This window comes from bacterium, from assembly GCA_021159335.1.
Taxonomy (GTDB): Bacteria; UBP14; UBA6098; order B30-G16; family B30-G16; genus JAGGRZ01.
Genome location: JAGGRZ010000155.1, coordinates 1 through 23,090, shown reverse-complemented (window position 1 = coordinate 23,090; position 23,090 = coordinate 1). Strand labels below are relative to the sequence as shown.

Sequence of the window (23,090 nt, the reverse complement as noted above, 5' to 3'; positions counted from 1 at the left end):
ATAGGTTTTCTTATATTTGAAACCGCTATTATATATTCTTTGATGTTGATATGGCAAAGATTGGGGTTTTCACAAAAGATAGTAATTTGGTCAGCAGTAATATTAGCATCGGGTTATTTACCATCTCTTGGCGCAAGCAAATGGTGGGGGACTTTTACGCATCAGATGCCCGCAATGTTTTTTATACTTTTATCTTTTTATTTCGCATTCAGAGACAAATTTGTTTTATCAGCCATTTTCATAGGACTTTCTTTTAATATACATATGATATTGGCGTTTCCTGCTGCTATCATCTGGGGGCTGATCACTATATACAAAAATTCGTGGCGAAGTTTATTTATTGGTGCTATTTTGATATTTGTAATATCATTACCGTCCCTGCTGTGGTTTTCTAAACTAAATTTGCCCACAAATCAGGCTATAGCCGTAAAAATATTGTATATTCGTTCAATGATTGAGATGTTTCCATCGAAACTGGGTTTTATATGGATTCCCTTCCTCGTTTTTTCAATAATTGTTGTATACGAATTGAGGAAAAGTTGGGATTATATAAAGTTATATGCAATGCCATTTATATTAACAGCGATATTTTGCATTACTATAGCATTTGTTGGTGAGCTACTTTCCAATATAACTTTAATAAGGCTTCAGGCACTTAGAGGAACAGTTTTTTTCGTGGCCGTGTTTTTGCCTTTTTTGGTTAGATATATATATGAAAACATTAAGGCGAACATAAACTCACTTATGCGCTTTTTCCCTGTGGTGGGCCAACAACCTCAATTACTTCACATTTCGATGTTTTTCCCGCTCATATTTAAAAAAAGGGGTGTGGTATCGGTTTTGGGGGCATTATGGGTTATAATCGCGTTTTTGGGACCAGTTTTAATATGGGCAGGGAAAGTTTCGCCGAATGCTTTAAAATATGTTGTTTTTGCCGATTATAAAATTTATATTCGATTTCAATTGCTTGCCGTTCTCCTCGCATTAGGTATAATATATAAAAATAAAATAAAATTTAAGTTGTATCCTGTATATGCATTGCTGTTCGTGGCAATAGCTCGCTCGTTGTTTGGCGGACCTTTTTATGTTCAGGATAAATACTGGAAAGATGTGCAGATGTGGGCGAGGGAAAATACTCCCAAGGAAGCAATATTTTTGACACCACCTGAAGTTGACGGATTCAGGGTCTACTCGCAGAGAGCCATAGTGTTCGACTGGAAAGCAGGACCGGGGGTGGATACATTATGGTGGCACAGGTTAAAGGATTTTAATCCCGAAAGCTATACCTGCGATGCTGTAGCGGAATCCTATCGAAAAATGTCTTGGGAGCAGAAGACTGCGCTTGCAAAAAAATATGGCGCGACTTACATTGTAGTTCCGTGTGTCGAAAAAGTGGCGCAAAAGCCAGTTTATAAAAACAAAAAGTGGGCGGTATACCAGTTGAGGTGAAAAATGAAAAACACGATTATCATAGTGGTAGTAGTTATCGCTGTTGTTTTGGCTGGTGCTATCTTTGGGCTTAAGGGGTGCAGGAAAGCTGCGAAAGCGGTCGATACTGATAAAGTGCGATTACGCACAATTAAATCCACTGTTATAGCATTCGGTCGCGTTGAAGCGAAAAGTGATGTTAACATCTCTGCCGAGGTTTCCGAAAAGATAGAAAGCCTGTATGTGGACGAGGGCGATACGGTTAATGTAGGAGATACTCTTGTGGTGTTAAACAGGGATAGATACATAGCTATGCTTAATCGTGCTCGTGCTCAGGTTCACCAGGTTGAGGCTAATTTGAAAAGGGCGAGGGAGAATCTGAGGAAAATGAAGGAGCTATACGAGAGCGGAGCTGTATCGCAGGACCAGCTAATAAATGCTCAGACTGAGGTCGATGTTCTTGAGGCACAACTCGAATCGGCGCAGGCTGCCCTAAGAGAGGCTCGCGATAACCTTGCGCATACGGTGATAACATCCCCTATAAACGGAATAGTAACATCTATAAAGGCCAAAAAAGGCGAATTCGTCGTTGTGGGAACGATGAACAATCCCGGAAGCGTTATAATGACCATATCCCAGCATTCGAGCCTTCTTGCAAAAGTTAATGTCGATGAGGCAGACATAGTTGATCTAAGCATTGGTCAGGAGGCAAAAATTGAGCTTGATGCGTTCCCGGACACTTTTTTCCACGGAAGGGTTACCTATATTTCGCACGAGGCTAATATATCGAAAGTAAGTATGCAGGAGCAAAGAGCAACATTCCCCGTTGAGATTTCGGTGGAGAATCCAAGCCCCAAAATACGCCCCGGAATGTCCGTTACCGTAACGATAACAACGGCAGTTCATGAAAGTGTTCTTGCTGTGCCTCTTTCTGCAATAGTGGCATATCGTGACACGCTTACAGGAAAAGAGGGTGAGGGTGTTTTCAAGTATGAGGATGGTGTAGCAAGAAAAGTAAGAATAAAAACGGGTATTTCGGACGATAGATTTGCAGAGGTCCTTGAGGGGTTATCTGCCGGTGATGAGATAATAACAGGTCCATTTAAGGTTATCCGTGAGCTTAGAGATGGAATGCCGGTTCGAAAGATCCAATTGAGGAAGTTCAAGGGGAAAGCCATTAGAGTAAAGTTTAGTGGTAAAGCTCCACGAGGCGAAATCGAAACAAAAAAGACCGAGAAAGAAGGAGTTAAACCTAAAGAAGCGAAGGAAGACAGTGTAAAACCCGAAAGCGCCAAAAAAGCCGAATCCCCGAAAGAGAGGTCGAAATGAGGTTGTGGATACTGGCTATAATTGTAATTGCATTTGTTTCGGAGCTTGTCGGGCAGGACAATGTTCTAACCTTCGCCGAGGCAGAAAGCATAGCATGCGAACGAAGTCCTGAAATAAAACTCGCAAGGTATCGCTACGAACAGGCAAAAGCATCCTATCTTGCTGCGCTAAACCCGTTTCTACCAAAGCTTTCGACATATGCGACTTACTCTAAGCGTCAGCGGCAATTTGAATTCACTCCTTATCAGCCACAGCCGCAGAACTGGAGCTTCGGGATTTCATTATCGTTGCCAAGCGTGAGGAGCGGACGGAATGTTATTAGTTATATTCAGGCTGATATTAACAAAAAAATAGCCGAACTTAATTATCGTAATGAATTTGATAGGCTCGAACTTTCCCTCGTTGATGCCTACTTTGCAGTCGTTGAGGCCACTATGAGTCTCGTTATCGCAAAGCAGTCTCTTAAAAGAGCCGAGAAGGAACTTGAGTTCGTGCGAAAAAAGTATGAGCTCGGTCTCGCATCAAAAATGGACTTCGTTAGAATGAAGGTTAATTTTGCGCAGAAAAAATACAATCTGGTTCAGGCAGAGGATGCATTGCAAACCGCAAGAGAAAATTTATGTAAATTTCTTGGTTTCCCATCAGATTCATCGATAACGGTGGATACATCTTTTTCTCTTCCTAAAGTTGAGGAATTGCCTGCTTTAGAGGTTTATCTTGCTCGTTTCGAGCAGAACAGGGCATACAGGCAATCTGTGCTTTCAAGGAGATATGCTCAGCTAAGCAACTTGTCTTCATGGCTCGATTATCTTCCGATGGTTACTATTTCCGCTGGTTATGACTGGTTTGGGAGCGAACTTCCTTCGTCGCCCAGCGTGATAACAAACAATATGAAATGGAGTTATTCAATAAACTTTTCCTGGCAGATTTTTGGCGGAACATCGAGAATAAGCTCCGTTAAAAGCAGCCATGCTTCCCTCGAGATGGCAAAAATTGAGGAATCGGTTGCTTTGGATGACGCTAAAAGGCAAATACGGCAGGCATATAGACGCCTGCGGCAAAACATCGTCAGTTTCGAACTTGCTACTGCGCAATTAGAGCAGGCTAAATTGCTTCTCGAGGCTGCTAAAAAGAAGTATGACCTTGGCAGCGCAACTCTTCTCGAGTTAATGGATGCTGAAATGGCTCTTGAGCAGGCGCAGATACAGAGAGTAAAAGCTATAGCCGATTTCCATAGAGCTAAAGCAACTTTGAAATGGCTTTGTGCTGGTAATATCCCATGAAGCTGGAAGATTGGATATTAGTAGCATCAGAAAAGTTATCCCGCGCAGGTTGTGAAAGCCCAAAAGTCGAGGCAGAGCTTATATTAGCTTATTTATTAAATATCTCGAGGGGGAAAGTTCTCGCCAGCATGAACCACGAATTACCTGATGATGTAATGCTTAAAGCGGACAATATTGTGGAGCGTAGGTGCGCAACGAGGAAACCATTAGCATACATTATTGGACAATGGGACTTTTTTGGGCTTACATTCAATATAAACGAGTCAGTTATGGTTCCCCGCCCCGAGACTGAACTTTTGGTTGAAGCCGTGCTGGGAAGGCTCGGCGATGAACCTTTGCTTGGAGTTGACATAGGAACGGGTTGCGGAAACATTGCTATAGCTCTTTTGGTGAACAGGGAGAATTGGAAAATTTTTGGAACCGATATTTTACCTGAAGCTTTGTTTCTGGCGAGGGCGAATGCATCAAAAAATTGGGTTGGCGATAGATTCTTTCCGATCGCCTGTGACCTCGCAGAAGCTATTAAGAAAGCTGACTTCATAGTTTGTAACCCTCCTTACATTCCGGAAAGCGAAAAGAGCGATCTTCAGAAAGAAGTCATGTTTGAGCCTCATCAAGCTTTGTTTGCCGGTAAGGACGGAATGGATGTGATAAAAAGGCTGCCAAACATTTTTGAGAGACTTGGAGCTAAATTTCTCGCTTTTGAATTTGGTTATGGGCAGGCTGAAAAAGTCAGGCAAATTTTTGGTGAGGATTGTGAGATAATAGAGGATTACTCTGGCATTCCAAGAGTAGCTATCGTTAGGAGAACCTAAAATTTTTTGGGAATTTTTTCACACTTGACAAAATTAGTGAGTTAGTTTTTTTAACACCAAATGGATTTTTGTAAATTATTTATGGCTGGATTATCGATAGGTTACATATGCTATCACGATATTTCGCAGGATAATGCGGTAAGCGAGCATGTTAAGGGAGTAGTCAATGGACTTTGCGAACTTGGACACAGGGTAACCTTGATTACCAGAACCGAAAAGAAATCAGGATTAAATGACAGCGTGAGAATGATGGTAATAAGCGGTAAAAATAGTCTTGGATTTGATAGGGCTGTGGCTGGGAATTTGCCTGGCGATATTGATGTGCTCTATATTAGAGACTATTTTCTTGCAGGAAGCGTTATTTCATCGGCAATAAAACACCGAATTCCGGTAATTCTTGAGCATAATGGTCTTATAAACATTGAGGCTCGGAAATTGAAGAATACGAGGTCTAAGTTTATTGCTTTGCTGGATGTCCTGTTCAGATTTCCGTCAAGAATCCGTAAGGCGACTAAAAACATTGTGGTAACTTCCGAGATAGCGCGTTTTTTGTCGAAAAAGTACAATATTAGCCCGGACCGTTTCGAATTCGTTCCTAATGGCGTTGACACGAAAAGATTTACGCCTTCTGCGGATAAAATCGCCTTACGCCGCAAGCTTGGGATGAAACCCGAGGACGCATATTGGATTGGATATATCGGCGCAATGTATCCGTGGCACATGCTTGATGTCGTGATTCGAGGTTTTGAGCTCCTTGCCGATGAACGAGATGATGTGATGCTTTTCGTTGGGGGGTCTGGGAGTGAGCTCGGTCGATTGCTCAGATTGGTGGAAGAAAGCCGTGTTAAGAACCGAATAATGGTTGTTTCACCGGTTACTGTTGAGCAGAGTCGAGATTATATTGCTGCGTTTGATGTCGGTGTTGCACTTATGGACCCTGATGTCGCGCCGTATTGCTGGCAGGTGAAGGTTAATCATTACGCTGCATCGGCTGTGCCGAGTCTCATAACGCGGTGCGAAACTTTCAAGAAGCTTGAGGAGCATGGCGTGGCGATAGGTATAAATCCCCCTTTCGATAAAGACTTGTCGGAGAAAATGAACTATTTGCTGACAAACGATAATTACAAAAATTTGGGGGCTAAAGCCAGAAAATATGCCTTAGAACGACTTGATTGGCGGATAATAGCGGAGAGAATCGAGGGTATAATACAGGAAATAAAGGAGGAGAGTTAATGGCGGGTATTCCAAAAGTAACACACGCTGATTTCGAGGAGAAGGTCCTAAAATCGGAGCTCCCCGTTTTGATTGATTTTTCGGGTGTTTGGTGTGCTCCGTGCAAGATGATAGAACCTTTTGTAGAGAAAATAGCTAAGGAGTACGAGGGGCGGCTTAAGGTTTACGAGCTCGATGTGGACGAAAGCCCACAAATAGCCGCTAAATATCAAATATTAAGTATACCGGCACTTTTGATCTTTAAGGATGGTGTTCCAGTAAAGTCAATAGTCGGCGCGGTGCCATACAAGGTGATAAAGAAAAAAGTGGAAGAGGTGATTGGGAAATGAACAAAAACAAAGTAGCAAAAATTCTTCTGACTGGCTTTATGTTGTCTTTGCTTGCCTTTTACGGATGTGGCGGGTCAAAAGAGAGCAAGTCCAAGCAGGCGACTGAAAAAGTTGAGAGCTTGTATGAGAAGCAAAAGCCACAGGCGGCGAATCTTTTGGAACAGATTAAAGCCCCAGACATAGAGCTACCATCACTATCCGGGAAAAGAGTTCGGCTATCCGACCACAGGGGCAAGGTGATAATACTCGATTTTTGGGCGACATGGTGCGCCCCTTGCCGATACGAAATACCGGGCTTCGTGAGATTAATGAAAAAATACAAGGGGAAACCTTTTATCGTTATAGGAGTTAATCTTGACAGCAGAGTGCCGAAAGAGACAGTTAAGAAGATTTCCAAAAAGCTTGGCATAAATTATCCCGTTTTGCTCGGGATGGCTAATCCTGAAATGGTAAGGAGATTCGGGAACATTTCGTCTATTCCCACGACATTCATAATCGATAAAAACGGCAACATAAGGCACAAAGTTATTGGCTACAGGCCAGAAAGCTTTTTCGACCAGTGGGTGAGGAAATTAATAGAGGAACCAGTAACGAAAAAATAGAATATTAATATGGGCAAAAAAGTTACCGTTGAAATCCTGCAGGTTGACGGATTAACGCTTGTAGGGAAAGCTGACTCGGGGCACTGGGTCGTTTTTGACGCTGACGAGTCCCACGGTGGTCATAATGCTGCGATAAGACCTTTTGAAACATTTCTCGTTAGCCTCGCAGCTTGCACAGCTATGGATGTTATAAGCATACTTAAGAAAATGCGGATACCACTTAAGCGCCTTGCAATGAGGCTTGAGGCGGAAAGGGAAGATGATCATCCAAAGGTTCCCAAATATATAAAATTGAATTACACTATTTCGGTGGATTCGCCTGATGCAGTTGATATAAGTAAGGTAAAGAGAGCCATAACTCTTTCGCAGGACAAATACTGCTCGGTATCTGCAGTGGTAAGAATGGCTGGCATAAAGGTCGACTGGGATTTCGAGGTAACTGAGTAGTTATTTTATATATAATACTTTTCTATATATTTTGCTATTTCCAGCAGAGGCCTCGAGAATATATATACCTGAATTAAGCTCACGAGGATACCATATAAAACGCGATTTTTTCGCTATTTTCCCGCTGTAAACAATTCGCCCGTTTATAGTTATTATTCTGATTGTTGCATCATAGTCAGCAAGAATCGAAATAGCATTATTGAATGGATTTGGGTATATAGAAATTGTGCACTTCATATTGTTATATTTTTCATTTTTATTTATTATACCCGTTCCATGTATATATCCTTTCCATACACCGCCACCGAAAGTGTTTATCCAGATTACATTACTATCGAATGGGTCTTCAGTAATTTTAGTTACGGTTTCGAACGGAAAGTTTGTTATTTCGCTCCATGTAACTCCCCCATCAGTAGAGACCATAATACCGTTTCTTGCTGTGCCAAGATAAAATGTATTGGGATAGTATGTAGATTTAGTTAAAGTGAGCGCACCATATATTCTCAATATTCGTGTCCAATTTCTACCACCATCCGTTGTCTCGTACAATCCGCCCTGAACTTTTCCGTTGTTGCAGTTTTGTGCACAAACCCATATGTGGTCCACATTTAAAGGGTCAAGAACGAACGATATAGGGTCCGCCCACGAATGCTCGCCAGCACTGTCTATCCATGAAACGGGTGGACAGTCGGCAACATTTGTCGATATACATTCCCAATTGTCTCCGCCGTCAGTGGATTTCCACAAACCACCGTCATTTTTTATTATATAGTCTGGTCGTATATATTTTGTTTTGAGCGCGAAAACTGTGCCTGTAGGGTGAACTTTTACTTCCACCATGTGTGTGTTCGGACCATGCGCCGTGGACGTGCCACTTCCGCAATCGAGTCCTCGTGAGCATCTTTCCCATGTTCTTCCGCCGTCGGTGCTTCGCCATATGCCATCCGACCAAACAGCAGCATATATTCTTCTCGCGGTTGGAGGAGATGTATAATCGATGGCTATGGATGTTACTGGCTTATCCGGGAGACCACCATGAAGAGCTATCCATGACTTGCCTTGGTCAGTTGAGTAGGCGACGCCGCCATGTCCGCTTCTGTTCCAGAAATTCGCACTCCAGCCACCTTTTATATCGTGAAGACCCGAGAAAGCTCCCCAAAGAATGCCGGTTGTCGAGTCGTATTCGAGGTCGTAGTTTGTGTTTCGCCAGGTTGTCGGTATTCCCTCAAAAGCTATTTGCCATGTTGCGCCTCCATCATCGCTTATCGCTCCGCTTATGTCTGTATACGCTATTCTCATTCTGCCGGGTCTCGTTTTTGATATGTATAGATCCCACGATGTCGTTACCTCAAGCCCTACCGAGCGCCACTTTGCGCCATCCCTTCGTGAGCCGGTATCCGCGAATTCGGTGTATACTGCTGCCCAGCTTGTCCCGGCGCTAAATGTTGCGAGCGCGCGCCCCATATCTGTCCAGAGTGCTATTTTTGGATTGGTTCGGCAGATAGTGAATCCTATGGCTGCACCGCCCCAGCCACAGCTATAATCAAGCGAAATCCAGCCATGAGCGAGATTGGGAACATCACCCCAGGAACTGTTGCAGAAAAATACTTCACTAAATGTAATTCCGCCATCGGTGGAAAGAAGCGCGGTTGGCTGTTTCCTGCCGCTGTTGTCTGTGGTTACCCAGACGAAGTTTCCCGCTGCCCGCACGAATTGGAAATTTCCTCGTTCGTAGGAAGACGAGTTAATACATGTCCGCCAGCTTATCCCGCAATCGCTCGAACACCAGAGTGTGGATGGCGAGAGAACGAAAAGTTTTTCGCCGCTTGCCGCTATGTCAACTATCTCATTCGAAGCTGTTATTCCAGCTGGGAGTGGGATGTTGCTGAACGAAACGCCCCTGTCAGTTGAGCGAAGGAGCAGCGTTTCAGAGCACGCGAAGACTCCTGAATCGTTTTCGTCGAATTTGAACACATTTTTTACTCGATATGTTAACGCGAAAGAAACTCCGTCCACGCTTCTATATATCCCCGAGTCCTGCACCGACGCCAACACGCAGAGCGGTGTGTCCCTTAGGCAATGAAGAGCCAATATTTTCCTCGGTGAACGCCATACGGAATCCCATGTTTCTCCGCCGTCGGTCGATATATTTATGTAATACCGCCAGTTTCTGTAGCAATCATCCCACATTGTCAGCGAGTCAACAGGGTGAAAAACAGGTGGGCAGGCTATTGAATTTTTTAATTGTCTGAAATTAATCATGTGCCAGCTTGTACCACCATCGGTGCTTCTATATACACCACCCATGTCGCAGGATATGAACATTAGGTTTGGGTTATGGGGCGATACAGCAGGAACAAACATTGCTCCGCCGCCTCCGGGACCTGCAGGTTGCCATTCTATGCAGAATAAACTGATGAATAGAATAAAATTAATCGCCAAAGATTTTTTCATGTTATCGCCTCCTATTATGGGAATTTTTGCTATATTCATATTAATCTTCATTGATTTAGAAATCAAACTTTACACATCTTTTTATTAAAAAATTTCTTGACAAAAATTTGCTTATCACTATATTAGCACTCCCAAGAAAGTGTTGCTAAAAATTAGAGCTAAATCGTTGTGTGACAATAAGATAAAGGAGGTGAAAAATGAAAATTAAACCGATGTACGACCGAATTCTCGTGAAACCCATTGAGGTAGAGGTAAAAAAGGGTGGAATAATAATCCCCGATACTGCCAAGGAAAGACCGCAGCAGGGCGAAGTCATCGAGGTCGGTGAAGGCAGAATAAACGATGAGGGAAAAATTGTCCCACTTAAAGTGAAGAAGGGTGATAAAATTCTTTTTGCCAAGTACGCTGGAACTGAGATAGAGATAGACGACGAGGAATATCTCATAATGCGCGAGTCAGATGTGCTCGCGATAATAGAATAACCCAAGCAAGCGAAAGGAGGTGAAAAATGGCTGCAAAAATTATAGAGTACTCGATAGATGCCCGCGAAAAGATTAAAGCTGGCGTAACCAAGCTGGCAAATGTGGTCAAGGTAACGCTTGGACCAAAGGGAAGAAATGTTATACTCGAGAGGAAGTTCGGTTCACCGTTGATAACGAAAGATGGCGTGACAGTCGCCAAGGAGATTGAGCTTGAGGACCCATTCGAAAACCTTGGTGCACAGCTCGTGAAGGAGGTAGCAAGCAAAACATCAGATGTCGCGGGTGATGGGACAACCACAGCCACTGTCCTCGCTGAGGTGATCTTCCTCGATGGACTAAAGAACATCACGGCGGGTGCGAACCCTCAGGCTCTGAGGAGAGGTTTTGAGAAAGCGACAAAGGCTATAGTGGACGAGCTCGAGAAAATGGCGAAGGATATCTCTGATTCCCAGGAGATCGCAAATGTTGCCGCTATTTCCGCGAACAACGACATGGAGATAGGAAAGCTCATTGCGGAGGCGATGGATAAGGTCGGGAAAGAGGGCGTGATAACGGTTGAGGAGGCTAAAGGAACGGAGACAACTCTTGAGGTGGTTGAGGGTATGCAGTTTGACCGTGGTTACATTTCCCCCTACTTCATAACCGACCCCGAGAAAATGGAGGCTGTGCTTGAGGAGCCTTACATTCTCATCCACGACAAAAAAATAAGTTCTGTAAAGGATATACTGCCGCTTCTCGAACAAATATTCAATGCTGGGAAACCGTTGCTCGTTATAGCTGAGGATGTCGAGGGTGAAGCGCTGGCGACGCTCGTTGTGAACAAACTCCGCGGAACGATGAAGGTGTGCGCAGTCAAAGCCCCCGGATTCGGCGATAGAAGAAAGCAGATGCTTCAGGATATAGCGATACTTACTGGGGGACAGGTTATATCCGAGGAGCTCGGATTCAAACTCGAAAACACAAAGATAGAGCAGCTCGGCCGTGCAGATAAGGTGGTTGTGGACAAGGATAATACAACTATAGTTGGTGGGAAAGGTGACCCTGAGATGATTAAAGCCAGAATAAACGAGATACGAACACTCATAGATAAGGCGACTTCCGATTGGGACCGTGAAAAACTTCAGGAGAGACTTGCCAAGCTTGCTGGTGGTGTCGCGGTAATAAAGGTTGGTGCTCCCACCGAGACCGACATGAAGGAGAAGAAAGCCCGCGTTGAGGACGCTTTGCATGCTACCCGTGCAGCAGTAGAAGAGGGAATAGTTCCCGGTGGTGGTGTAGCGCTCATAAGGACCATTCCTGTGCTCGATAAGGTCAGAAAAGACCTGAAAGGCGATGAGAAGATAGCAACGGTTATTCTTAAGAAGGCTCTCGCTGAACCGCTGAAACAGATAGCTAACAATGCGGGTTATGAGGGGTCAGTAGTGGTTAATGAGGTCATGAGCAAAGATGGCGACTACGGATTCAATGCTGAGACCGAAAAATACGAAAATCTGCTGCAATCGGGTGTTATTGACCCGAAAAAGGTGGTGCGAATAGCGCTCGAGAATGCGGTATCTATAGCATCCCTACTGCTTACGACAGAGGCGCTTGTGGTTGAGAAGCCCGAGAAGAAAGAGAAACCGCCTATGCCATCGCCGGGTGAATACGAGTATTGATTTCAAGAAGAGAATGAGGTTATTGCAGCTTCTGCGGCTCCACTTCGTGTGGGGCCGTTTTTTTATTTTTTGGGTGCACTCTGCTTGCGCTGTAAAGAAATTGTTCTAAATTTTATGAGCTATGCCTGATAATAATCAAACTATAAGCCTCAAATTGCGATTTATTCGCTTTGCTGCGGTAGGCTTAAGCGGTGTCGGAGTTAACATGGGTATGTTGTGGTTCTTCAAAACTGTGGTAAAGCTTCCTGTTGAGCTGGCTGGTGCTTTTGCGATAGAAATTTCGATAATGTCCAATTTTATTTTGAACGATATCTGGACCTGGCGTGATAGTCATCAAAGAACCTTTCTGGGCAGGATGTGGCGCTATCATACATCGGTAGCTATAACGGCGTTTGGCATTAACTTGCCGGTTCTGGTTTTGCTGAACAAAAGGTTGGGGGTAAATTATCTTATAGCAAATCTTTTCGGTATAGCCCTTGCTGCTGGTGCGAATTTTTTACTTAATCATTTTTGGACTTATAGGAGAAAATTCTGATTGACAATGAGCTTTAGCGTTTTAAATTTTGCCAAAACGCCATAATGAAAGGAGGAACAATGGATGTAAAAGGTTATGAAATGCGTGAGGATTTGCTTTATCATCCCGAATTTTGCTGGGTTAAAGTTGAGGGCGATGAGGCAACTGTAGGGCTTATAGACTTTTACTGCAAGCTCGCTGGCGAAATATCATACATAGACATGCCAGCGGAGGGAGACGAAATAACGAAAGATGAGCGAATAGGAACAGTGGAAACAGGAAAGTGGGTCGGCAAACTCATCGCTCCCGTTTCAGGAGAGGTAATAGAAGTTAACGAGGAAGTGGAGGACGAGCCATCGATAGTAAACGAAGCTCCTTACGAGAATTGGCTTTTTAAGGTTAAGCTTTCAAACCCCGATGAAATTAACGAGTTAATGAATATAGACGATGCTATACCGTGGCTTGAGGGCGAGATCGAGGAACACGCTAAATAATTGATGCACAAAGATGAAGAAATAATAATTTGTAGATGTGAGGACATAACACTTGATGAAATAAGGCGTGCTATAAGGCAGGGCTATACTGATTTTGAAGAGCTAAAGCGATATCTGAGAGTTGGCATGGGTCCCTGCCAGGGAAGAACCTGCACGAGCCTTATAAGGCGGGAACTGGCAAGGTTTTTGGGTAAAAGCGTCGCCGAAATTCAACCCCCTACTAAAAGACCACCAGCAGTTAATGTTCTTATCGGGGTGATCCATTCGGGTAGGGAAAAGCCGTAATTCGGTTAATATCCTTTAAGAATTTTTCCGAGAATGTTGCCCATTAAAAATAAAAGTGCGGGGAGGAGACCGAGACCCGCTCTCACGAGTACTTTAGAGGATTTTATAGCCACCCTCGGTATTTTGCATCCGCTCGCTCTGCGCAAAGCCGAAGCCAATCGCGCAGAGGTCATCGCGTTAGCTCAACCTCGGGGGGCGACCTCCATCGGTCCAATGATAGGGGTCATTGCCTCCCCGCAAAAAATAATATAATTATAAATAAAGGATTAGCAAGGGAAATTTTATGGAAATATGCAAAGTAAAAGGTTTGCTGGTGGCAACGAGGAAAGATGTGGGGATAAAGGGCTATAAACTCCTCACCGTGACCGCATTAAACCCTGAGGATTTAACCCCAAAAGGTCTTAACATGGTTGCTGTCGATATCGTCGATGCCGGTATAGGCGATATAGTGCTCGTGGTTCGTGGCAGTTCCGCGCGTGTGGCAACCGGTCTTAAGGGAAAGCCTGTCGATGCTGCTATAATAGGCGTTGTTGACGAACTGGTGATGGGCGGCAAGACTATTTATAAGAAGAACGATAAAAAATCATGAGCCAGCTTTCTGCCAAAATAATTTTGTGGGCAGCAGTGCTTGCGGGTTCGTTCGTGCTTTCCCTTCTGGTATCGATCCTCCTTCGAATATTTGAGCGAAAGAAACATGAAAAAGAGTTCGAAACCGCTGCGATGATAGTTCGAATGATTCGCAGGCGCTCGATATATCAGGTGCTGATACTTATTGCTCTTGCGTGGATAGTGAACGACATACCATCGACATTCCCGCAAGTTGATTTGAGGGTAATAGCAGTCCTTAACAAAATAATAGTTATAGTGGCAATAATTTTCGGTGCTCGACTCGTTGACGGGATACTCGATACCATGTGGATTGTTCTCCGCGACCGGCTTCAAAAACGACGGGAACCCTCGGTAGTAGTGCAGTTTTTCCCACTCGTTAGAAAAATATCCGATGCCCTGGTAATATTGATAGCTGTTATGATAATACTTGCCTATCTGGGAATCAATATAAGCGCGCTTGTAGTTTCGATGGGGGTTGCGGGTGCTGCTGTTGCACTCGCAGTAAAAGATACTATAGAGAACACGATATCTGGCATTCTGATAATGTTCGACCGTCCATTCAGGATTGGTGATAGGATACAACTATCGTCGGGCGATGTCGGCGATGTGGTTGAGATTGGGCTTAGAAGCACTAAGATTCTGACATTCGACAATAATCTGATAATAATTCCCAACAAACAACTAATTCAACAAAAGATAGTTAATTTGTCTTATCCTAATGCCACGATAAGAGTTAGGGTGGATGTTGGTGTTGCCTATGGAACCGATACGAGGAAAGCCCGCGAGATAATGGAGCAGGTGGCGCGCGAGCATCCCAAGGTGCTTGACGACCCAGCTCCGAAAGCTTTTGTCAGCAATCTTGGCGACAGTGCTATAAATCTTACCCTTTTTGCGCGGGTTGGGGCGTATTCCGACGCATTTTTTACCGAAAAAGAGCTTACCGAAAGTATCTATCAAAAGTTCGGTGAGGAGGGTATTGAAATCCCTTTCCCCCAAATAGATGTTCACATGAAGACGGACGATAAGAATGGCTGAGCCTGCCCAAAACAGATTCTCGACCTATTCGGTTCCTACTGTGTTTGCCCGGAATGGGAGATTTGGGCGAAGCATGTTCATATCTTTAATTGGACATGTGGTTATTTTGGCGATGCTTTATTTTTTCGCGGTTCGCTCGGCAAAGATGAAACCACCCCAAAAGGTTTACGCCGTTAAGATAATCCCCTATTTGCCCTCGTTGCCTGAGAAGAGCAAGAAGGTAGAACTAACCGAGAGAATAGTCAAAAAAAAGAAAAGGATTAAAAAGAAACCCAAAAAACCTAAAAAGCCCGAGAAGAAAACCATCCGGAGTAAAAGTTTACCTCGCGGGAGCGCAAAAGTAAGGCTTGAGGGCGAAAAGTTTACCGATGATTTTTACCTGAACCTCATAATAAGTAAAATCGGGAGCAACTGGATTAATCCGGTAAGAGGTGGTAAAAGATTGTCAACAGTAATTTACTTTAAGATAGCGCGTGACGGCACAATCTTTGATGCGAAGGTTGAAAAAAAGTCGGGTAGCTTACTTTTCGACCAGGCTGCTCTTAGAGCCGTTTTAGTTTCGTCACCCATGCCGCCTCTTCCGGATAGCTACAGTGGTGACCATCTTGGGGTGCACTTCGAGTTCGAGCATATAGGAAGGTAGGTTCAGGCGAGGTTATTTCGGACATTTTTTTACGAAAAGGAATTTCTTGGCATAGGCTTTTAGGCTTGGCATAAAAGCTTCTATAGTATACTTTCCCGTTTTTGAAAGCGCGTGCTTGGTAACCCATATGAATTTAATGTTCTGCGAGCCAAAGGGAATAATTTTAAGTACCGCACTTTTTATCTCTACGATATGCCCGAGCATCGATTCGAAAATTTCAAGTCCAATGTCCTTTTCCAAAAGGATTTGATCGTCGCAATCCGTGATTTTTATGTGAATAAGCGGGGTTTTCTGGCTAAGAGCTAATGCTATGGTATCTTCAATGTTACTTTTTATCGTTATGTTTACTACCACTGTTTCAATATCCTGACATACTGATTCAGGGATGTCAATTATTACATCTGCGGGTGGAGTTATTCCCCATAATGATGCGCCTATTGCGATTATTATCAGTGTTGAGAACAAAACCTTGTTCATTTTTAGATAACGCCAAGTTTTTTCCCTACTTTCTCGAGCTTTTCAAGAGCGAATTCAAGGTCTTCGTCGGTATGCGTTGCCATAAACGAAAGCCTTATAAGGCATTGATTCGGCTGAACTGCGGGCGGGACTACTGGATTCACGAACACACTTTCGTCCTCGAGCATTTTGTTCATTTTAAGCGCTGTCATTATGTCGCCAACTATTATCGGTACTATGGGGGTTTCCGTTACGCCTATGTTGAATCCAAGCCTTCTCAGCTCGTCCTGCATGAACTTGGTTATTTGCCACAATCTTTCCCTGCGCCATGGCTCAGTTTTTATTATCTCAAGCGCTTTTCTTGCCGCTGCTACTGAGGCTGGTGGTGGGCTTGCAGAAAAAATTAGCGCGCGCGAATGGTGTCTTAGGTATTCCATTACTTCTTCATCGCCTGCGACAAAGCCGCCTATGGACGCCAGCGATTTGCTGAATGTAGCCATTATAAGGTCAACTTTTTCGGTAAGCTCGAAATGCGCCGCCGTGCCCTCGCCATTGGGTCCCAGAACGCCAAGTGCGTGTGCATCATCGACCATTACTGCTGCGTTGTACTTCTCCGCGAGCTCAACTATTTTAGGAAGCCTCGCTATATCACCATCCATGGAGAAAACGCCGTCGATAACTATAAGCTTGCCTGCGTCCCTGGGAAGCTTGGAGAGCACGAGTTCAAGGTGGTCCATATCGTTGTGTTTGAACCGCACCATTTTGCCTCGAGAAAGCATGGCGCCGTCTATTATTGAAGCGTGATCGAGCTTATCGGTTATGATATATTCGCCTGACTTTACAAGCGTCGATATAACCCCTTGATTCACCATAAATCCCGTCGAGTAAAGGAGTGCTGATTCCTTACCAACGAAATCCGCGAGCTCTTCCTCGAGCTCCTGATGAATTATTAATGTGCCATTCAAAAATCGTGACCCCGCACAACCAGTGCCGTATTTCTTTATCGCCTCTATGGCAGCTTCTTTTACTCTTGGGTCATCCGTAAGGCCCATGTAGCTGTTTGAGCCCATCATGAGAACCCTTTTCCCATTGGCGAGCGTAACCCATGTGTGCTGACCTGTGGTTATCGGTCTGAAGTATGGATACAACCCCATGCTTTTTACCTGTGCAGAATCTTTGTATTCATAGCATTTATCGAGAAGTCCCATGATACTTTCCTTTCTATTTTGAATTTGGTAATTATAATAAATAGGTTCAATTTTAGAAATGAAATTTTTCACTTATTCAAGGTAGAATTCTCTTGATTTTAGTAGGAAAAAATATTAAATGGATTAAGGAGTTATAGAAAAGGAGGGGCGTAATGATAGCATTAATTTTGTTAATAGCTGTAGGTATGGCTTCGTCTGGTGTTCTTGTTCCTGAATTCCATAGCGACATGGGTTATCAGTTTCAGCTTAATATCGGTGACCTTGAGATAACTGAATATGATGGATTTTCACATGTTGGCATATTTGGCGAGGTGGGCGCGACAGAGGATATAGGGCGTCCTGAAATACCAGTGGTCAGGAAAATTATAAAAGTCCCGCGCGAGGGAAACATATATGTTAAAATATTTAATATGCAGACTCGCACTATTTCTTTGGATGAACTGGGATTCCCCAAGTGGATTTACCCGGTTCAACCACCAATACCAAAGTGTGGCACACCACCACCATTTACGATAGATGAGGAGTGGTACAACACCGCGACCTATGAGGTCTCAAAAAACGAGATAGTTTATGTGGAACGAGTAGGCACGATGCGTGGACGCCATCTTGCGATGCTTGGCGTAAACCCTGTGTTATACTACAATCCGCGCACTGGTGAGATAAAACACATAGTGAGTGCCACCATAGAGGTGTCGTTCGACAGACCTATTGACCCTGTTCCAAGAAGACTTCGCTCGAAATATTTCGATCGCATTTTTTCTTTGTTCCTGCTCGTTCCAGAGGACTTACCTACTGAGCCAGATACACCAATAGTTTACTGGGTAATCTACCATGACCCCTGTAGCACTGCTCTGGCACCATTGCTTGAGTGGAAAAGACTTATGGGTTATAATGTTATAGCTACACCAGTAGGAGCTATTGGCACCACTCCTGCCGCTATACGGGACACGATAAAAGATGCCTACGACCATTGGCCTCATGCGCCAGATTTCGTTCTGCTCGTCGGCGATGTCGAGCAGGTTCCATCGAATCCGGGCGAAGCCAGTGTTTCAGGTGGTGCATCGAGTCGTCATGTGACCGACTTAATTTACTTCACAGTAGATGACACGGACTATTTACCTGATATTATTTACGCTCGTTTCCCGGCTGCTAATTGCTCACAGGTGCAGGCTATAGTTGAGAAAACTCTTTATTATGAAAAATATCAGATAACGAATCCATTTTGGCTTGCCAAGCCCATATTCACTGCTTGTCACTCTGACCCTCATTGCCATATTTGCTGGGAATCGCATAGATATGTTATAACTCATTGGCTGAATAGGCCTCGTTTCCAAGCGGAATCATTATATACGCGCGATGGTTATACTGGAAGTGATGTGATGGATAGAGTGGACAGTGGCGTTGTTTTGTTCAATAATTGTGGGCATGGAAATCCTAACGGGATACATGAGCCCAATATAGTTACTTCCGATGTCCATTCCTTAACGAACGCTGGTAAGTATCCGTTGGTTATTTGTGGTTCATGTTTGACTGCGAAATTTGATGTCCCCGAATGCTTCGGTGAGGCTTGGATAAGAGGCAGGAATAAAGGTTCTGTTGGCTATATCGGTTCGAGCGATTATGCATATTGGAATGTTGATGAATACTGGCAAAGAAAGTTATATGACGGACTTTTTGCTGATAGTTTCGTTACATTCATGGGAGCTATGTTTTCGGCCTCTGTGCATCTGATGACTGCCTATACAAGATATGCGCATTATTACTTTGAGATTCAGCAATTTTTTGGTGACCCATCACTATGGCTTTATTGGGGGATTCCCGAGGAAACTCTTAAAGTTGACCTCTCGGAATGGAGCGGTGTGGTTCCTCTCGGAGTGCCTGAATACAACATTCCGGTTTCCCATGATGATGCGCTCGTTAGTTTCACCCGCGGTGAAGGTAGATTCGGAGTTGGTAAATCGATGGGCGGATATGTCTCATTCACACCCGAGTTTATCCCCGATAGTGCGGGAAGCATATGGGTGGTTGCGACAAAGCCTAACTGGTACATTCCGTTCATAAAGAAAACTTATAACGAGTATCTTAGTATAGCTTATTATTCCCCGGAAAGCTTGAGAGTCGGTGTGGATAATGTGTTTAACATAACTATTTATAATGGCGATACTGTTCCATTCGATACTGCGCTGGTGAAGATAACCGGTTTCTGCCTTAGCGAGAGCGCTTATACTGACTCATTAGGACACGCCACGATGATCGTCAACCCACCTTTCGAGGGTATAGCGGAGCTGACGGCATATGCTGGCGGAAGAAGGGTAATGCGAAAGGATTTGGTTTGCTATGGTGCCGCAAGCTGGTCTCTGAACCACTTCTCTGTAACAGTCCCGGACATAAGGATGTATGATACCCTAGCTTTAGGGCACGAAGGTATTATCACTTTTGACCTGTCCCTTCCGGGATACATTTGCTACTATGAGGGGGCGGGTTACGCTCGCGATAGCATTCTTATATCAAGTAATGCTGGAACATTGCGGGTAGTCCCCACGATAAGAAAACCACTTAAGGTGAGTTTCGCGAAAGCTGGCTATGTTATTCTTACCGTTACAGTTCCAGTTTTGCCAGCCATAGGACCATTTAAGGGTGTTCTCGTGGACACAGCAGGTACACCGATAACCACAAGACCTTATCTTTACCTTCTCAAACCCACAGGTGATACCGTTACAGTCGTCAGGGCTGACTGGGATGGTTCTTTTGATGCTCATATGAAGTTCCCCTGCGACACATATGTGGTTCATCTCAGCGGGTTTGGATACTATGATACTTCATACACAATAATGCTTTACGCAAGCGGTGGTTACACATTCACCATGCGGCCGATACCATGCAGCAGAGTTCTTATCAAGCCGATGTCGCCGTCGGGTTCGCCCCTTACGGCCGAAATATATATAGTCGATACTCTGGGTGAGATAGTAGCCTACGCGCACAGGTTGGATGATATCACATATACGATGGGATACCTGCCAACCATAAACTATGTGGTCCACATACGAAGCCGTGGCTACGAGCCAAAAACCATAACATTAATGCCAACTGATACTGTAACCGATGTAACTGTATATCTTAACCGTGCTGCACATGACATACTTATATGTGATGTTTCCACCGATTCTACCGCTGCTACTGCGATATATCATGACCTTCTTGATGCTGGCTACTCGGTTGAGCTAAGAACTCTTTCTGCAACAAGTTTCCCGCCCATAACTGACCTGTGGAAATATAACTTGGTCATTGTTTCGGCGGGACTTTATGCTTTCGGCATGAATTATAGTAGGCTATCGATATTGAAGGACTTCCACATAAGTGGTGGACGCTTGCTTTTCGAGGGTGGCGACCTCGCATATCAGATGCTGCCCGCTGAGACATACGACCCAAGATACGCCAATGAGATATTCCATATAAGAGGTTGTCCTAGGGATATGCCCGACACGGCGCTGGACAAAGCATTCGCGTTATCCTCGGAACTGCAAGACAGCGTTGTCGCATTCTATCCTAACCTATTGAGGGATTCGCTTGCGACGAAGCGCTTCACCACAGGTGACTATCATGACATCGACCTCGTTATTCCCTCAGACGATGCGAACTTACTTTACAACTGCACTGACAGTCTTGATCAGGGTTTTGTTGTTCTGTTCAGGGATGTTAATCACCATGGCATAGGGCGCAGCGCATTCATAACCACATATTATAAGCATGCTCTTGCTGATACTTCCGAGACAAGGAAAATTCTTCTTAATCTTGTCGAATATCTGCTTCCGCCACGACAAAACGAGGGCGTAGTTTACGGAAGAGTTTGGATGGATGATGACCTGCCAGCGCGCTACACGAAGATATACATGATTGGTCCCATAATAGATTCGACCATATCCGACCGATATGGAAGGTATCGCATTTCGGTTAAAGCAGGTGATTACGCTGTGACATTCCATCGTCCACCGTGTCCTGATACAACCGTCGATGTCACAGTTATCCCTGACCAGACGCTTAAGCTCGATATTAACTGGCATGGCGAGGGTATAGCGCAGCAAAAGCCTGTTGCTGCCTCCGTTGGAATGCCGTATCCTAACCCGTTCAACAATGTCGTTGTGATACCGTTTGAGAATCCTAATGGCTTGCCCGTTGAAGCTACTGTGCGGGACATTCTGGGCAGAGTGGTGATAACCAAAAAGCTTGAGCCGATGTCATCTGCCGGATTCATATGGCGTATCGGAAAGACTGTCCCATCCGGTGTTTACTACATAACTATAACTATCGGCGATGAGAAATTCGTGCGGAAGGTAGCCTACATAAAGTAACGCTTATAGGGAGTGCTTCTTTTGGATTTATTGCCCCGGGGTAGACCTCGGGGCTTTTTATTTTGCCGGGAGCGGGACTCGAACCCGCACGGACATTCGTCCCGGGGATTTTAAGTCCCCTGCGTATGCCAATTCCGCCATCCCGGCCTTCTGTTTCTATAAATATGCAAAGCAGGCTTTGTGTCAATATGATAGTGAAGTTTGGTGGTTGGAACAGAATTTTTGCTCTGGGTTTTTAGTAAAAGAAAATGAGCTTAAAAGAAATTTTTCATTTTCTCTTGACACCGCTAACGAATATTATAGAATGAAATGATGAGCAGGATCTGGAGTGTTGTAAATAATGCGAATTATTCATTAGTCTTTGGTCAGAATGTAACAATAATAAAAAACAACGAAACCGCATTCTACTCTACCACTGCACCCTGTGTTGTGAGAATTACGGATGTATTGCATTTAACACCTCGCAGTGTTCCACCACCATCTCCACAGGAAGGTGATATTTATTATGATGGAAATTTTCATAAGTTGAGAGTTTATGATGGTACAACTTGGAGAAATTGCTACTAAGTTTTTATGTAATCCTGATTAAATATGAAAAAAGTAATTATATTTTTGTTTGTCATATATTCATTTTCAATTTCGACAAAATTCCTGTTTGATGAAAAACATTGTTGTGAAGTTGGTGTTTGGAATAATTTATTGGATACATTAGTATCATATGGTACTTTGGTATTTAATACTTTAGATGTTGGTTTGGAATTTGTTGAAAATGTTGATAATTTATGGATTGAAAATCCGGGTTGTTCTTTAGGTGGTTATCTAGATCCTTATACTGATTGGGAAAAGCATTTGATAGTAAGTTTTAATAAAAGAGGGGGCAATGTATTAATTGGATTGAGTGGAAATTCGGAAATGACATATATAGCAAATGAGCTATTATCATACGTAGAATGGGAACCATCGGTTATATTTCGGCGTCCTTCAACGTTGATTGAAGAAATATTTGTAAATTATATTAGTTTCAAACCATTTTCTTATAAAGGACAAAGGGTCACATTTGAATATCCTTGGGACATAGTATGTGGGCAAAATTGCTACCCTATATTCATGGATAGTTTAGGCAATGTTTTCGCAACAATAAGCTTTCCCTTTCCTAACGATACAAATTGCGGATATATCATAGCTGTTACGGGAAATCATTTTTGGGAAGATTGGGAAAGTTGTATAGAAAATGCTGAGACTACAGATACTTATACATTCGCGAAAAATATACTTCTATGCATGGCGGATGTTCCGGGTCATATTTTAAATAAAGGTTCTTTACCAGAACCATATCAAATAGAAATAACTCCAACTTCGATCTGTGCAAACCCCGGTGACACAATAAGAATCCATGGTAGAAACCTCTGGCGTGGGTTCAATGAATCTCTTGGTGGTGAT

Annotated in this window: 22 protein-coding genes and 1 tRNA gene; 19 read left to right on the top strand and 4 right to left on the bottom strand. The window is 43.8% G+C overall.

The genetic code is table 11. The annotated features are described in order from the left end of the window. The first annotated feature begins 564 nt into the window (after positions 1 to 564). From J7J62_08815 to J7J62_08780, 8 genes are read left to right on the top strand one after another with little or no spacing between them, the layout of a single operon-like run. Positions 565 to 1,449, top strand: a complete 885-nt coding sequence (locus tag J7J62_08815) for a hypothetical protein (GenBank protein MCD6125253.1) — start codon at positions 565 to 567, stop codon at positions 1,447 to 1,449. A gap of 3 nt (positions 1,450 to 1,452) precedes the next feature. After that, a complete protein-coding gene (locus J7J62_08810) occupies positions 1,453 to 2,757 on the top strand; it encodes an efflux RND transporter periplasmic adaptor subunit (protein ID MCD6125252.1) in 1,305 nt (434 codons plus the stop codon). Further along, positions 2,754 to 4,040 carry a TolC family protein gene (locus J7J62_08805; protein MCD6125251.1) on the top strand — a complete coding sequence of 429 codons (1,287 nt, stop codon included), beginning with the start codon at positions 2,754 to 2,756 and terminating at the stop codon, positions 4,038 to 4,040. Before J7J62_08810 ends, J7J62_08805 begins: the two co-directional genes overlap by 4 nt. After that, positions 4,037 to 4,855, top strand: a complete 819-nt coding sequence (gene prmC, locus J7J62_08800) for a peptide chain release factor N(5)-glutamine methyltransferase (GenBank protein ID MCD6125250.1) — start codon at positions 4,037 to 4,039, stop codon at positions 4,853 to 4,855. The genes J7J62_08805 and prmC overlap by 4 nt, the downstream gene beginning before the upstream one ends. A gap of 60 nt (positions 4,856 to 4,915) precedes the next feature. Beyond that, complete coding sequence (locus tag J7J62_08795) at positions 4,916 to 6,088, top strand: glycosyltransferase family 4 protein (GenBank protein MCD6125249.1); 1,173 nt, start codon at positions 4,916 to 4,918, stop codon at positions 6,086 to 6,088. Next, positions 6,088 to 6,417: a thioredoxin gene (trxA, locus tag J7J62_08790; protein MCD6125248.1), complete on the top strand. Its 330-nt coding sequence runs from the start codon at positions 6,088 to 6,090 to the stop codon at positions 6,415 to 6,417. The genes J7J62_08795 and trxA overlap by 1 nt, the downstream gene beginning before the upstream one ends. Beyond that, positions 6,414 to 7,019: a TlpA family protein disulfide reductase gene (locus tag J7J62_08785; GenBank protein MCD6125247.1), complete on the top strand. Its 606-nt coding sequence runs from the start codon at positions 6,414 to 6,416 to the stop codon at positions 7,017 to 7,019. The genes trxA and J7J62_08785 overlap by 4 nt, the downstream gene beginning before the upstream one ends. A gap of 9 nt (positions 7,020 to 7,028) precedes the next feature. Continuing rightward, positions 7,029 to 7,466 carry an OsmC family protein gene (locus J7J62_08780; protein ID MCD6125246.1) on the top strand — a complete coding sequence of 146 codons (438 nt, stop codon included), beginning with the start codon at positions 7,029 to 7,031 and terminating at the stop codon, positions 7,464 to 7,466. Here J7J62_08780 and J7J62_08775 read toward each other — a convergent pair whose 3' ends face one another. Continuing rightward, positions 7,467 to 9,920: a T9SS type A sorting domain-containing protein gene (locus tag J7J62_08775; GenBank protein MCD6125245.1), complete on the bottom strand. Its 2,454-nt coding sequence runs from the start codon at positions 9,918 to 9,920 to the stop codon at positions 7,467 to 7,469. A gap of 197 nt (positions 9,921 to 10,117) precedes the next feature. Between J7J62_08775 and groES the strand changes: the two genes are divergently transcribed. From groES to J7J62_08735, 8 genes are all read left to right on the top strand, one after another. After that, positions 10,118 to 10,402 carry a co-chaperone GroES gene (gene groES, locus J7J62_08770; GenBank protein MCD6125244.1) on the top strand — a complete coding sequence of 95 codons (285 nt, stop codon included), beginning with the start codon at positions 10,118 to 10,120 and terminating at the stop codon, positions 10,400 to 10,402. 26 nt (positions 10,403 to 10,428) lie between these two features. After that, on the top strand, positions 10,429 to 12,057 hold the full coding sequence (gene groL, locus J7J62_08765) for a chaperonin GroEL (protein MCD6125243.1): 1,629 nt from the start codon (positions 10,429 to 10,431) through the stop codon (positions 12,055 to 12,057). A 121-nt stretch (positions 12,058 to 12,178) separates the two neighbouring features. Beyond that, on the top strand, positions 12,179 to 12,592 hold the full coding sequence (locus J7J62_08760) for a GtrA family protein (GenBank protein MCD6125242.1): 414 nt from the start codon (positions 12,179 to 12,181) through the stop codon (positions 12,590 to 12,592). A gap of 80 nt (positions 12,593 to 12,672) precedes the next feature. After that, the gene (gene gcvH, locus J7J62_08755) at positions 12,673 to 13,065 is read left to right on the top strand and encodes a glycine cleavage system protein GcvH (protein ID MCD6125241.1); all 393 of its coding nucleotides are present in this window, start codon (positions 12,673 to 12,675) and stop codon (positions 13,063 to 13,065) included. Positions 13,066 to 13,068: 3 nt separating this feature from the next. Beyond that, positions 13,069 to 13,350, top strand: coding sequence for a (2Fe-2S)-binding protein (locus J7J62_08750; GenBank protein ID MCD6125240.1), 282 nt, complete (start codon positions 13,069 to 13,071; stop codon positions 13,348 to 13,350). Positions 13,351 to 13,633: 283 nt separating this feature from the next. Further along, positions 13,634 to 13,939 carry a EutN/CcmL family microcompartment protein gene (locus J7J62_08745; protein ID MCD6125239.1) on the top strand — a complete coding sequence of 102 codons (306 nt, stop codon included), beginning with the start codon at positions 13,634 to 13,636 and terminating at the stop codon, positions 13,937 to 13,939. Further along, the gene (locus J7J62_08740; GenBank protein MCD6125238.1) at positions 13,936 to 14,994 is read left to right on the top strand and encodes a mechanosensitive ion channel; all 1,059 of its coding nucleotides are present in this window, start codon (positions 13,936 to 13,938) and stop codon (positions 14,992 to 14,994) included. The genes J7J62_08745 and J7J62_08740 overlap by 4 nt, the downstream gene beginning before the upstream one ends. Next, the gene (locus tag J7J62_08735) at positions 14,987 to 15,637 is read left to right on the top strand and encodes a TonB C-terminal domain-containing protein (protein ID MCD6125237.1); all 651 of its coding nucleotides are present in this window, start codon (positions 14,987 to 14,989) and stop codon (positions 15,635 to 15,637) included. Before J7J62_08740 ends, J7J62_08735 begins: the two co-directional genes overlap by 8 nt. A 12-nt stretch (positions 15,638 to 15,649) precedes the next feature. On the opposite strand, the gene J7J62_08730 is transcribed toward J7J62_08735, so the two are convergent. Both J7J62_08730 and J7J62_08725 read right to left on the bottom strand, forming a co-directional pair. Further along, the gene (locus J7J62_08730) at positions 15,650 to 16,114 is read right to left on the bottom strand and encodes a hypothetical protein (protein ID MCD6125236.1); all 465 of its coding nucleotides are present in this window, start codon (positions 16,112 to 16,114) and stop codon (positions 15,650 to 15,652) included. 2 nt (positions 16,115 to 16,116) lie between these two features. Further along, on the bottom strand, positions 16,117 to 17,301 hold the full coding sequence (locus J7J62_08725) for a pyridoxal phosphate-dependent aminotransferase family protein (GenBank protein MCD6125235.1): 1,185 nt from the start codon (positions 17,299 to 17,301) through the stop codon (positions 16,117 to 16,119). A gap of 152 nt (positions 17,302 to 17,453) precedes the next feature. Between J7J62_08725 and J7J62_08720 the strand changes: the two genes are divergently transcribed. Further along, positions 17,454 to 21,650, top strand: coding sequence for a T9SS type A sorting domain-containing protein (locus tag J7J62_08720; GenBank protein ID MCD6125234.1), 4,197 nt, complete (start codon positions 17,454 to 17,456; stop codon positions 21,648 to 21,650). 63 nt (positions 21,651 to 21,713) lie between these two features. On the opposite strand, the gene J7J62_08715 is transcribed toward J7J62_08720, so the two are convergent. Further along, positions 21,714 to 21,797: transfer RNA gene (locus J7J62_08715), tRNA-Leu, on the bottom strand. Positions 21,798 to 21,959: 162 nt separating this feature from the next. Between J7J62_08715 and J7J62_08710 the strand changes: the two genes are divergently transcribed. After that, positions 21,960 to 22,217, top strand: coding sequence for a hypothetical protein (locus J7J62_08710; GenBank protein ID MCD6125233.1), 258 nt, complete (start codon positions 21,960 to 21,962; stop codon positions 22,215 to 22,217). Positions 22,218 to 22,241: 24 nt separating this feature from the next. Continuing rightward, positions 22,242 to 23,090: hypothetical protein (locus J7J62_08705; protein ID MCD6125232.1), on the top strand; the 849-nt coding region annotated here is incomplete at its 3' end.